Source organism: Paraburkholderia sp. CNPSo 3274, assembly GCF_024206475.1.
In the GTDB taxonomy this organism is placed as follows: Bacteria; Pseudomonadota; Gammaproteobacteria; order Burkholderiales; family Burkholderiaceae; genus Paraburkholderia.
The window spans coordinates 39,311-50,404 of sequence record NZ_JAMBPR010000066.1 but is presented as its reverse complement, the minus strand read 5'-3'; the positions used below and the strand labels follow the sequence as shown (position 1 = coordinate 50,404).

General features: G+C 55.9%; 11 protein-coding genes and 1 pseudogene. 4 read left to right on the top strand and 8 right to left on the bottom strand.

Going from position 1 to position 11,094, the window contains the following annotated elements; translation table 11 throughout:
- The coding region (locus tag M3I54_RS33590) for a hypothetical protein (protein WP_254343608.1) at positions 1–210 on the top strand (210 nt) is incomplete at its 5' end.
- A gap of 31 nt (positions 211–241) precedes the next feature.
- On the opposite strand, the gene tnpB is transcribed toward M3I54_RS33590, so the two are convergent.
- Both tnpB and M3I54_RS33580 read right to left on the bottom strand, forming a co-directional pair.
- A complete protein-coding gene (gene tnpB, locus M3I54_RS33585) occupies positions 242–391 on the bottom strand; it encodes a transposase (protein ID WP_254343607.1) in 150 nt (49 codons plus the stop codon).
- Between the two features lie 162 nt (positions 392–553).
- Positions 554–907: a transposase gene (locus M3I54_RS33580; protein WP_254343606.1), complete on the bottom strand. Its 354-nt coding sequence runs from the start codon at positions 905–907 to the stop codon at positions 554–556.
- A 604-nt stretch (positions 908–1,511) separates the two neighbouring features.
- Here M3I54_RS33580 and M3I54_RS33575 point away from each other — a divergent pair.
- The 3 genes from M3I54_RS33575 (at position 1,512) to M3I54_RS33565 (ending at position 5,468) form a co-directional block, all read left to right on the top strand.
- Positions 1,512–2,387 carry a phytanoyl-CoA dioxygenase family protein gene (locus M3I54_RS33575; RefSeq protein WP_254343605.1) on the top strand — a complete coding sequence of 292 codons (876 nt, stop codon included), beginning with the start codon at positions 1,512–1,514 and terminating at the stop codon, positions 2,385–2,387.
- A 437-nt stretch (positions 2,388–2,824) separates the two neighbouring features.
- A complete protein-coding gene (locus M3I54_RS33570; protein WP_254343604.1) occupies positions 2,825–4,093 on the top strand; it encodes an aminotransferase class III-fold pyridoxal phosphate-dependent enzyme in 1,269 nt (422 codons plus the stop codon).
- Positions 4,094–4,529: 436 nt separating this feature from the next.
- Entirely contained in the window at positions 4,530–5,468 is a 939-nt protein-coding gene (locus M3I54_RS33565) for an NAD(P)-dependent oxidoreductase (protein ID WP_254343603.1), read from the top strand.
- A gap of 332 nt (positions 5,469–5,800) precedes the next feature.
- Here the strand turns inward: M3I54_RS33565 and M3I54_RS45475 are convergent.
- The 6 genes and pseudogenes from M3I54_RS45475 to M3I54_RS33540 all read right to left on the bottom strand — a co-directional run.
- Positions 5,801–5,956, bottom strand: a pseudogene (locus M3I54_RS45475) (IS3 family transposase); the annotation flags it as partial.
- Between the two features lie 94 nt (positions 5,957–6,050).
- Positions 6,051–6,728, bottom strand: a complete 678-nt coding sequence (locus M3I54_RS33560) for a TetR/AcrR family transcriptional regulator (protein ID WP_254343614.1) — start codon at positions 6,726–6,728, stop codon at positions 6,051–6,053.
- 9 nt (positions 6,729–6,737) lie between these two features.
- Positions 6,738–7,427: a hypothetical protein gene (locus M3I54_RS33555; RefSeq protein WP_254343602.1), complete on the bottom strand. Its 690-nt coding sequence runs from the start codon at positions 7,425–7,427 to the stop codon at positions 6,738–6,740.
- Between the two features lie 131 nt (positions 7,428–7,558).
- A complete protein-coding gene (locus tag M3I54_RS33550) occupies positions 7,559–8,707 on the bottom strand; it encodes an MFS transporter (protein ID WP_254343600.1) in 1,149 nt (382 codons plus the stop codon).
- Positions 8,708–9,283: 576 nt separating this feature from the next.
- Positions 9,284–10,162 carry a phytanoyl-CoA dioxygenase family protein gene (locus M3I54_RS33545; protein WP_254343598.1) on the bottom strand — a complete coding sequence of 293 codons (879 nt, stop codon included), beginning with the start codon at positions 10,160–10,162 and terminating at the stop codon, positions 9,284–9,286.
- A gap of 21 nt (positions 10,163–10,183) precedes the next feature.
- Entirely contained in the window at positions 10,184–11,041 is an 858-nt protein-coding gene (locus M3I54_RS33540) for an NAD(P)-dependent oxidoreductase (protein ID WP_254343596.1), read from the bottom strand.
- Positions 11,042–11,094: the final 53 nt, after the last annotated feature.

The following is an 11,094-nucleotide window of genomic DNA, read 5'->3' as shown; positions in this document are numbered from 1 at the left end:
CTGGAGGCTGCATCTCGACTCGGCATCCACGAAGCAACACTCACCAGGTGGGTCGAATACGGCCTTATCAAACGACACGCCTATAACGATTATGCGTTCCTCTATGAAGTCCCGGATTCCCACCCGCCTGTGAAGCACAGCAGCCGATGGGATCGACTCACTAACCGTGCGAAAGCGGCGCGAGCGCGCGTAGCATCTAAAACCCTCTGATCCGCGAATAGGAGTTGCAGTATGAATCCAGCTAGTTGACGAACAGCCAGAATCCATTGCCGCCCCAGTCGAGAATCTCGACGCGCTCGCGACGCCGGTTGCCGAACATGAGCAAGACCGATGCCATCGGGTTCGGACGCATCGCGTGCCCGCCCAGAGTCGACAGCCCGTTGATACTCAAACGGAATCGACCGCGTCGCGATGCAGATAGACCTTCAGCTCTTCGTCGAACCGGAACACGGCAGCCTCCCGAGCATCTGGACGCTAGCCGTCAGTTCATCTAGGCCGGCTTTGCCCAGCTAGAGGTTAACGTCATTGGGCAAGCGCACGTTCAGCGAAGCCGTCATGCCGCGGTCTGCTGGAATCGGGGTCGGCGGCGTACCGGCGTGATAACTTGCACGAAGAGTGGCTCGGCTGGCGCCAATGTGCCCGGCGGCTCTGTCGGTGTCTCGATCGCCGGCTCGCCCGCTGGCGCGAGCAACTTCGCTCGGCCTTGCCTACGCTGATGCTGGGTAGTCCACGTCCGCACCAGGTTTGGGTTGATCCCGCGCTCCACGGCCGTCCGGGCGATCGAGACACCCGGCTTCAGGCACGCCTCGATCAGTTCGCGCCTCGCAGCCTCGTCGTACTTGCGCCGGCTATCGCGCTTACGACCGATGACCAGTCGGCCTAGTAGGCCTTCTTCTTGTGCACTCATGTACACGTGTCCACGCTCGCCCAACATGGACACGTAGCCTCTGTGAATCAGCTTCGTGGCGAAAAGCGTCGTTCAAAGAACGCTTACTCCCAAGCGCAAAACTCAATCGATTGGAGTGCAGTGGAAGCGTAGTGCGACAACCGCCTCAGACCTGGAAGGACCGATTCAGCGGAAACATCAGGATGTGAGCATATTTTGCCCACCTCGTCAAAATGGGCCCGCACCTTTCAATCGCGGAAACCATTCGGAAAGCGAACGGGTTAACCATGATCGACCATCAAAAAATGCCATGTTAATTTCCTTGATCATACGACTTGGTCATATGACCGTGTTTGTTATGAGTGTGCCATCTCACCAGAAACCTCAGCGATGGGCTCCGTGTCTGCCGCGCCCGGAACCATGTCATGGACCGCCCGGATGTCGGCACAAAGGCAGGAAGGACGCGCGTGTTCCGTCGACAAACGTGAAAGCACGGCATGACACAAGGCCAACGCAAACATGTCACATGACCAAGTCAAATAGTTAGCTTGATGTCTGGATCACCACCGGAATCTGAAAGCGATGCCGCTTCTGATTTACCCGTCCACGCAACTTTGAGGCAACCATGAACGCAAATATTCAGAACATTCAGGACGCCCTCCCCACCGTCCCCAAGCAGACCAGCGCGCAAGAGATCGTGTCGCTCATGAATCAGTACGGCGGAGTCCGGATCAAGGAATATCTGACCCCGGAGCAGGTCGCGAACATTAATCGCGAGGTCGATGGTCCGCTCGAACGGCTTCGCGAAGGGTCGTCGCACGAAAACGAACTGATCAAGGAATTCCACGGCACCTATACCAAGCGCCTGACGAACATGGTCACGCACAGCAAGACTTTTGGCGATGTGCTGGACGACGAACTCTTTCATGAACTCGGCGAGGTGCTCTACCGTGAAGAGTCCGGCGATTGGTGGCTTTCAACCGCCCAGGTCATCGACATCGGCCCGGGCAACACAGCGCAAATGCTGCATCGCGATGTCGGCAATTTTCCGCCCCTTTGTGCTCTCGGAGTCAAGGGTCCCACGGTGTTTACCAACCTCATGATTGCCCTAACGCGCTTCACCGAGGAAAACGGTGCCACCCGAATCATCCCGGGGAGCCAAAACTGGGACGAGGACTACTTCGACAGCAAGGGCACACCCGAAATGACCATTGCCGCCGAGATGGATGCCGGCGACGCTTTGCTGTTCAGCGGAAAAGTGATCCACGGTGGCGGCGCGAATGTGACGAAGAACGAGCGCCGACGCGGGCTCACGCTGCCGATGCAACCGTCCTATCTGACTCCGGAGGAAGCGTATCCGTTCATCGTGGATATGGACACCGTGAGAGGCCTGTCGAAGCGCGTTCAGCGAATCATCGGATTCCGCTCGCAATATCCCGCTGGCACGCCGGGCCTGTGGCAGATCGACTACGACGATATCGCGACGCACCTCGGTCTCTGAAGCGACGAACAGGCGCCCGCATCGGCCCGGGAGGCGCGATCCCCCTCCCCGGATTCCGTGATGCACATTCACGATCCACGACAGAATCACCACCAGCGAGACACCCGCTGAAGATCGACCTGACGAATCGAGTTGCGATCGTGACCGGTGCCGGTTTCGGCTGCAAACATGCGCTGTTGCTTGCGCGGCGGGTGCAAAGGTCGTGGTCGACGATCTGGGCAGCGACGTGAACGGAAAACGAAATCCGCCCTTCAAGCGTGCGACGCAATGATGCAGCGTTCGTGGCGCAAGGCTAGATGGTGTGTCGGCACGACGCGGGGTTTCAAAGGGTGCATTCCTCAGATTGGGCGCACCCGCATATATGGTCATTTGAATCAGTCATAAGACTAGATTGTAAGTTTGATGTTGCACAAACGAATTTTCAAAAGGAGTCGAGCATGGACAGGTTGGCGAAGAAGGACGAGTGGTTCGCACGAGCCGAAAAGGTCATCCCTGGCGGCATGTATGGTCACCAGAGCGTCAAGTACTTGACGGAAGATTTTCCGCTGTACTTTGCCAAAGCGAAAGGTACCCACCTCTGGGACGTCGACGGCAACAAGTACATCGACTACGTGTGTGGTTACGGCACGAATCTGTTCGGCTACGGCAACGAGCGGATCGAGCAAGCGGCGGCCCTCCAGTTGCAGAAGATCGACACGGCGACGGGCCCCAGCGAAGTGATGGTTCAACTTGCCGAGGCGCTTACGCAACAGGTCAGCCATGCCGACTGGGCGATGTTCTGCAAGAACGGGTCGGACGCCACGTCAATGGCCATGGTGATCTCGCGCGCCTATCGAGAAAAACGCAAGATTCTTGTTGCGCGAGGCACGTACCATGGTGCGTCCCCGTGGAACGTGCCCTATACGACGGGGATTACCAAGGAAGACCGGGCTCACGTCGTCTACTTCGAGTACAACGATATCGAGAGCCTCAATGCCGCCGTCAAGAGCGTCGATGGTGACGTAGCGGCCATCTACGCAACGCCATTCCGGCACGAAGTGCTCTACGATCAATTTTTCCCGTCGATCGAATACGCCAAGGAATGCCGTCGCCTCGCAGATGAGCAGGAAGCGCTTCTGGTCGTCGATGAGGTACGTACGGGGCTGCGCCTGTCGCGCGACTGTTCATGGTCGGACTGGGGTGTGCACCCGGACCTCAGCTGCTGGGGCAAGGCCATTGGCGGCGGCTATGCGATCGCTGCGGTTCTCGGTTCGGATAAGGCACGAGAGGCTGCGACGAACATTTTCGTTACGGGCTCCTACTGGCTCTCGGCTGTGCCGATGGCCGCGGCCATCGAAACGCTGCGTCTGGTACGAGAAACGGACTACCTCGAACACACCAAGCGGTTGGCGGACAAGCTGCGTGCCGGCATTGCCGAACAAGCCGAGCGGCATGGTTTCGAACTCAAGCAGACCGGGCCGAGCGTCATGCCCCAGATGCTATTCGCCGGTGACGACGAGCTCGTGTCGCGTGGCCGTGCGTGGACTTCGGAAGTCATCAAGAATGGCGCCTACCTCCACCCGTGGCACAACATGTTCTTCACGGCGAGCCACACTGACGAAGACATCGCGCGTACGCTTGAGGCAACCGAAGCGGCGTTTGGCACAATCAAACAGAAGTCGGTTGCACTGAACCGCCTGGATATTCTGGACACCGTGCAGCGTTAGTGCCGGATGCTCTTGACCCGCTGGGGTTTTCCAGGCCAGATCCAGAGCGAGTTTTACAGCGTTTCGGATCCTGCCGGACCCGGCCGAGGCATCAGCTGACGAGCGAATGCGGCTGGTGCCACCTCTTTGAGAGCAAAGTCAGGATAACCATCGTTGTATGTAATTCAGGCGCCATACCTCGACGATCGTCCTGGCTTCATCCAGCGTCTCGAACCCATGTAGGTTAGAACATTCGTTGCGGAATGATCCCTTGCTGCGCGACGTCGATGGCCAGCGCCTCTTTCGTGAATACATCCACGATCGCTGCATGCGATCGATGCCAGTTCGTGAATGACCGGCGCTTGCGATCCGGTCGACGGCGGGCACCTTTATTCCTCGCTTTGAAAAGCGAGTCCTTTTCAGAAGCTTCGTATGCCCGATTCGAATGAGGTTTGTGATGGCAGCTACCGTAACTGCGCAGGCAATATCCGTTATTGGGCTGGGCGCAATGGGAGCGGCCCTGGCCAAGGCATTGCTTGCCGCCAATCATCGCGTCACCGTCTGGAACCGTACGGCGAGCAAGTCCGTGGCGCTTGGCGAGGTTGGTGCCCGGATCGCCCACTCAGCCGCGGAGGCGATCGATGCGAGTCAGGTCGTGGTTGTTTGCGTGCTCGACTATGGCGCGTCCGACTCGTTGCTGCGCGCCCCGGACGTCGTGGCCCGTCTCAAAGGCAAAACGATAATCCAGTTCACGACGGGCACACCGGAGGACGCGCAAGATGCTTCGGAGTGGGCCAGGGAACACGGCGTGGCTTACCTGGACGGCAGTATCGGCTGCTACCCCAAGAATATCGGCACGCCGGATGGATCGATTCTGTATGCCGGCTCGCGTTCGACCTTCGAAACCTTGCGGCATACTTTGGCGAATCTGAGTGGACATGCGCTGTTCGTTGGAGAGAGATTCGGGAATGCCGCTATTCTCGATGGCGCTGTTGTGGGTTCGTTCTCCCTGGCGGCCACGCTCGGGTTTCTCTACGGCGCCGCCGTGTGTGACGCCGAAGGCATCTCCCTCGACACCTACTTGTCGCTTGCCTCGGCACGTCTTCCCTTCGTTGAGGCTACGCTTCAGACGTGCGTGCAGATGATCAAGAAAGGAAATTACTCAGGGTCGCAGGCCACCCTGGACACTTGGGCCGCGGGTATCGGACAGCTTGTGGAGTACAGCCACGAACGTGGCACGGACAGCAGCTACCCGCAAGAGGTACTGGCGCGACTCCAGCAGGCCGTCGCCATGGGCCACGTCAACATGAGCTGGCCGCCGTGTTTGAATGTTTCAGGAAGCCGCTCGGGGATCGGAGTTAGATACAACCTAACTGGTCTCCCGTTCCGTTATTAACCGACCGATACTCACGTGGTATGTTGACGCCAACGGAACGGGAGACGTCAGCATGGCGATTGGACGACCGAAGGCAGAACGGGTGCCGAGCGAAGGCGAGCGCGCGCCACGGTGGGAAAGACGTACTTCGCCATAGAGCCCATTGATTCGCTGGTCCAGAAACCGCAGACGCCACTGCGGCCCGTGTTAATAGGTGGTTGCGCGAATTCTGATAGTTGGATAAGTGGACCAATCGGGGCCTGATGAACATGGAATTGACCGCCAACGTGTGGGCACCTTGATAAAGCACGTGGGCATGGAGGCGCTCTTCCTGCTGCCGTCGAAGTGCGAAACTTCGAACCATCAGCAAGCTGGTCGGACACAAAATCCATACCCCAGGCGTCATTCGGTTTGACCAGCACAATCCTCGCCACCCGCGTCACCACTGTCTTTCCTCACTTCGGCAACTTCGAGCGTAGCTGCAACTGCTCTTCACAATACAGCCGGTATCCCTGGCTTCAGCACAATTGGCAGCCCTCCCAGCGCGCCAGTACATGGGGTGACTTCGATTTCCGCACAATTTTCCGATTTAGGGGGCAACTCTCAGGGCATAGCGGCAACTGTGAGGATCACCCTCACGGCTTCATCCTCGATACCTTTGATATCCGACGGGAAGCGGTTGCGCTGAGGAATCAACACAAGCAGCCCCTCGATTTGCCCCGTTATGAGCGCGGCGCGGTGCGCCAGTACGCTCGGCGACAACTGCGGGTTCACAGCAGCGACGAATTCGCCGATCATGCCGCGCTGGAACAGATACGCGTCTTCCATGATCTTGCGCGCGAATTCCTGCATTTGGGCGAGCGCCCAAAAATTGACAAAGAGGCTTTGGGTGCGTGGTTGTTTGCCGTCTTCGATGAGCAAGCGGACAAGCTTCTCCAGCCGTTGCGCGGGCGTGAGCGACGCGTCGGTGCGAAGAATGTTGTCGTAGTTTCTCGAATACTCCGCGGTGGTCTCCGTAATGATCGCCGCAAAGAGGTCTTCGCGTGTGGGAAAGTAGTGCTGCAGATTCGATAACGCCAGTCCCGCACTGGCTGCGACCTTTCGCATGCTGAGCCCGCCGTAACCTTCCGCCGCAAAAATCTCGATGGCGCTCGCAAGGATGCGCGCAACGGTGTTGCGGCCGCGGCTCGTCAACGTACGCGCCGTATCGCCGGTTGGTGGCTCCCAAGACGCGTCCTGGCGGCCATTTTTCGAGACACTTTTGTCTGTCATCGGTTTCACGGCCAGCAATCACTGCGGATTTCGTTCGAGAGCGCCAATGGTATAACCTCGATTGAGGTTCATTTCCTTTTCCTGCGCGCGCTCCAATGCACGATAGGAGTAATACAGCGAAACAGACATGTAAGACCAGGAAAGCAACGCGAATATATAAAAAATCGTGTGATCGTCGTCGCCAGGTATACGGTAGAAGTCATAGGTGCTCGCAATAACCTGCGTGGATATCATCGCCAGGACAACGCGCACAGCGTTACGTTTCTCTCCAACGCTCAGCAACCTCTTGACAACGTAGACGAGGTAAACCGAGAACAAGGACCACGTCACCAGATAGAAATAGGGTTTAGGTTCAACCATAAAACCTGCTGTCCACACCATAACGGTTCCCGCCAGTGCGCCCACCATATACACCACATCAGCGACAATCGATGGTTTATGGCGATGCGTAACAGCCATCATGCCAACGACGGTGATAACTGGTACACCGAAGCCTCTGGAGAATGCATCGCAAAAGAGGGAAATACTGTAAAAGACGCGCCCTCCTGTTAAGGCATTGATCATTAAATTCGTTGCCGAGAACGTCGTAATCAGCCACTCGAACCCGAGGAGGCAGTTTCGCCTCTTGAAAAACTTCACGCCATAGACAAGGGAAGTCGCTATCAGCGCAAGATCAGCAAGGCAAAAAAGATAAAATTTCAATTCCATGATAAATTCCAATGATCATTATGAATTCTATTAACTATTACGCTTGCCCGCGTTAGCGCCAATTTTGCCTCACCATCTCGACGCGAGATGGTGATACCGATATATGTCGGGTTCGTACTTCGCCTCACGCGTCAAGCGATAGCTGCTCGGGAATGTTTCGACGTGAACTGTCGGATCGCAACGCTGGTCAGAAAGATCGGCGCCACAAGCAACCCGACGGAAAGCCAGCCAACCGCGTGCAAACCAGCAAAGCTGAACACTGTGCCCGCAATTGCAGGGCCGACCGCCAAGCCAAGATTGATTGCTGACGCACAGGTCGCAGTGCTTCGCCCGCTGGAATCCATGTGAGCGAGTGCCGCAAACATATAGGGGCCGACCATAGTCGCACCGGCACTGATGAGGGCGGTTGACACGAGAAATGCCCACTTGCCGCCCACGCAATACATTCCCAAGCTACATACGATCAGCAGGACGAGTCCAAAAGCGATCGGCTTGAACAAACCACAACGATCACCTAGCCAGGTGACCGCTACCCCCACTGGCAATTGGGCGGCAGCATTTACCATAAACAGAATGCCGAGTTGGTCTGCTTCAACGCCCCGAGTTGCGGCAACCTCTGCGGCGAAACCGAAGAGTGCCGTCTGCGAAACGTAGAGGAGAAATGCGCTCGCCAGAATCCCTCGGACCGCATTGGATTTGATGGCATCCCTCGCGACACCTTCCTCGTTTGCATTGATGGCCGGATGCATAAATGCGCCGAGAAATAGAGCCATCGCGAGAATTCCGAGCTGAACTACATTCACCCCCATATCGCCGATCTTCACATTTACGATTGGCACAATATACATCGCGAAGGAAAATATTATGGCCATCGACTGTGCTACCTGAGCCGTCACTTTCTCGGGGTGTTTAACGTGTGCAATTACCCCGTACGCGCAAACGCAGCTGACGCCCAAAGCGATTCCGAAAATTAATTTCGCAGCGACAAATATATAAAAATTATTTGAAAACATCGCGCAAGTTGACGCAATAGCAACCGCAGCGGCAATAACCGCGCCCGATCTCTTGTTCAGCGTCGCCAAGCGCCGCCCCGAAATGATGATGGAAAGGGCAAGGCAGAGAAGTACTGCGGACGCAAGCCACCCAGCACAACTTTCGGATAGCCGGAACCGGGCCATTGACTCTTCAATGTTGAATGGAAGCAAGTAGGTTGGCGTCCAGACCACAGCCCCAGTATAAAGCAGAGCGATTTTCCGGATTCCCTTAATTTCATAATTCACGATCTACTCCTTGTCGTTTACACGAATGCGAAATCGCGTCGAGGCGTAGAAATCGCCGTCTTATCTGCATCCGTACCTGCATTGATTCAAAGAATTATTAAAGCGATCGAAAAATCGTTATTCCAAACTTGCCCGCCCTGACAGTTGAAATATCAGTGAATCTTTCAATTCTCAACCAACCAATATCGACACCGATATGGGATTAGATGATACGTAGTAAATGCCATTCCGAATCCTGAATGACTATATTCATTAACTTCAACAAACTGTTGAAAGCACATCTCAGGTGAGCGGGGAATAGTCACCTCATGGACGCGTATTCTCAGAATGACGTCACGCACCCTTCCAATCTCCTTCCAGTAAGGCCCCCGTAACCCGAGATTGCCTGTGGTGCAAGCACGCCATCAAACGTAGCGACGTGCAGGACCGACAGCCACCCCGACTAGCGAGCCTGAGCACAGCCGCGCACCTGTCGACCGACTCCAGTAATGGTCCCGACCGAGCACAACGCCTTTAGGTGGTGAGCGCCCATTGCCACCTAAAAGCAGGCTAATACCCCACCACCCATGGCGTCCGTCAATCGAAATGTCCGACCTCGAGAAAATCATTCATTTTCAGCAGTTCATTCGGGTCCGACATTTGTCCATCACGCTCAACAAAGCCTGCAAAAGTGGTTCCGTACGTCCAACCGAGCAATCGCTGCAACTCTTCCGGGAAGCTCTTCACACGTTCAATGGGCAACGTGAGGTATTGATTCTCTTCCTGTCGGAGGATTGCCAAATCATAAGACATCGTCAGACCGGTTCTCGGTGCATCGCTAGTGTTCTTCCCGCCGCCATGATAAGTGGAGCCAATGAAGAAAAGAGCGTCGCCCGCGGCCATCACTGCGGGAATGGCTTCCTCTTGCCTGGGCATGCGCTCGTCATCCCACTTGTGGCTACCAGGGATGACAACGGTGGCTCCGTTTTCCTCTGTAAAATCAGATACCGCAACCATGACCTGAAACCTGGCCTCACGCCCATAGCTCGGATGGCGCCAAAGCCACACGGAGTCGTCACGATGCAAGGGCTGAAGACCTTGACCCGGTCGGATCTGAATGGCTTGCGTAACACCCACCTGAATATCGGGAGCCAAATCGATCTGGTTCTCGCCGCTCCAGATCTTGATCGGCGTTTGCAGAATACTGCGCGCCGCGCCCAGATAGAGCGGATGCAGAGCGACCTCGGCCATCCAGTCAGTACGCGCGAAGAGGCGCGACATTCGCCGCGTCTGCGTACCCGCGAAATACTCATCTACTCCGTTAGGAGCCGACTCAAGCATGTCAAAGAGCGTATTTCTGATACGCGCGAGCAAGTCGGCGCCGAGAAAGTTTTTAACGATTGCGCCACCATCCTGCCTGACTGCTTCTACCAGTTCATCAGGAGTACTGTTAATTGAAAGATGCTGCAGTGACATGACGACTCCTCAAAAGAGCTGTTAATGATTAAATAACGCAGCGAATCCTCGGTCACCACCACCCAGTTCGATGGACGACAGAATTCGCTCGCGTAGCGCCTTCAGAATTCGCGGCGATTGCCCGATATCTTCCTGCGCCTGCTGGAAAATCCCGGTAGCCCGGGCATAGACGCGTAGGTTGGCGCCACCAGCCTGATAATCTGAAGTTGCGACGGACTCGAACAAACCTTCGATGAATTTGCTCTGACCTGCGATATAGGTCGGAATTAAGTCGCGTAGTTCGTCGACTGAAACGCCTGAGTTGACTACGAACCGGAGCCCCTCCAGGAAGGCTGCTCCAGCACCAAAAACGAATGTCCCCGTCAGCCCGATATCGAGCACATTCGGAACGTCGGATCTTGCACCGATGTACGTGGATTGCGGCGCGATTTTCCGGAGAATGGGTTCAGCGTCGAGCCAGATCTTCTCATCGCCACCAAAAAGGACCATTGCATTCTCGGTGCCAATATCGGGTGGGAAGCACTGAATTGTCCCGCTGACAAATTTTGCTCCACCATCACTCACGATTTGATCCAGCGTCTGGACCTCGGACGGTCGCCCCGTAGCAAGATTTACAACTGTTCTGCCGTTCAGGCGCTCGCCCAACTCCTTGAATTCTGCTGCGAGATCAATTGGCGTCCCTGTAACCACGATGATTACGTCCGCCTGACCACCGGCTGCCGTGGCACTATCAGCAACTCTGGCTCCCAACTCCTGCATGCGTTGCGATTTTTCCGGTTTTCTGTTCCAGACGACGACTTCCGCACCATCTTCAATCAGGCAGGCGGCAATTGCAGACCCCATAGCCCCTAATCCCAAGACAGCAATCGCTTTTTTCATTCGCGTACCCTTATCGTTGCCCACATTACCTGCAGATATCTTTCGCTATATTT

Bases quoted from the DNA above. Each gene is read 5' to 3' on its own strand.
- M3I54_RS33580 (WP_254343606.1), bottom strand. From the start codon at position 907: ATGAGTGCACAAGAAGAAGGCCTACTAGGCCGACTGGTCATCGGTCGT.
- M3I54_RS33575 (WP_254343605.1), top strand. From the start codon at position 1,512: ATGAACGCAAATATTCAGAACATTCAGGACGCCCTCCCCACCGTCCCC.
- M3I54_RS33570 (WP_254343604.1), top strand. From the start codon at position 2,825: ATGGACAGGTTGGCGAAGAAGGACGAGTGGTTCGCACGAGCCGAAAAG.
- M3I54_RS33565 (WP_254343603.1), top strand. From the start codon at position 4,530: ATGGCAGCTACCGTAACTGCGCAGGCAATATCCGTTATTGGGCTGGGC.
- M3I54_RS33555 (WP_254343602.1), bottom strand. From the start codon at position 7,427: ATGGAATTGAAATTTTATCTTTTTTGCCTTGCTGATCTTGCGCTGATA.
- M3I54_RS33545 (WP_254343598.1), bottom strand. From the start codon at position 10,162: ATGTCACTGCAGCATCTTTCAATTAACAGTACTCCTGATGAACTGGTA.
- M3I54_RS33540 (WP_254343596.1), bottom strand. From the start codon at position 11,041: ATGAAAAAAGCGATTGCTGTCTTGGGATTAGGGGCTATGGGGTCTGCA.